Source organism: Corynebacterium sp. KPL2850 (assembly GCF_040225855.1).
GTDB lineage: Bacteria > Actinomycetota > Actinomycetes > Mycobacteriales > Mycobacteriaceae > Corynebacterium.
The window spans coordinates 1-884 of record NZ_JBEHFV010000075.1; the positions used below are offsets into that span (position 1 = coordinate 1).

Genomic DNA, 884 nt, shown 5'->3' on the forward strand with positions numbered 1-884 from the left:
ATCCAGCACCATATGGCTACTGCGATGCGGGTAGACATTTCCCACGAAACAATCTCTGCAGTAACTGATGCCGTCCTCGATGAGGTCATGGTGTGGCAAAACCGCCAGTTAGACGAGTTCTACCCAGTCATTTTCCTGGATGCACTACGTATTAAAGTCCGCGACGACGGCCGGGTTGTTAACAAGTCCGCGTACATGGCAATCGGCGTGGATCTCGACGGTATTAAGCACATTTTAGGATTGTGGATTGCCAAGGAAGAAGGCGCTTCATTCTGGGCGCAGGTATGCGCCAACTTTTCTAACCGTGGGGTCAAGGACGTCTTTATCGTCTGCTGTGACGGGCTGAAAGGCCTGCCAGAGGCAGTTGAGGCAACCTGGCCGAACTCTATGGTGCAAACCTGTATCGTGCACCTGATTCGCGCCGCTAACCGGTGGGTAGCCTACGGGGATCGCCGGGGCGTATCAGCCGCGTTGAAAAAGATTTACACTGCCACGGACGAGCCCACAGCACAGGTTGCTTTAGACGAATTTGAAGCCTCCGAGCTGGGTGAGAAATATCCCCGCTCAGTCAAGGTCTGGCGTGATGCGTGGGCGCGTTTCGTACCGTTTCTGCAGTTCCCACCAGCAGCCAGGAAGGTCATCTATACGACGAATTCCATTGAGTCGTTTAACAACCAATTGCGTAAAGCTACTCGCAACAGGGTGCAGTTCACCAACGATGAATCCGCGCTCAAGACGCTGTGGTTGATGATCTGCAATATTGAAGACAAACGAGCTGTAAAGAGAGCCAAGCAGGGCAAACGAGTCTCAAGAACAGCCGGCAGACTCATGGAAGGAGCCCGAGTTTCTGGCTGGAAACAAGCCATCAACCAGATGGCCGTGGC

At 53.4% G+C, this 884-nt stretch carries 1 protein-coding gene; it reads left to right on the forward strand.

What is annotated here, in order from left to right; all coding sequences use genetic code 11:
* Window positions 1-884 (forward strand): IS256 family transposase (locus ABRP93_RS11620; protein ID WP_349888022.1); only part of this gene is annotated, 884 nt, incomplete at both ends.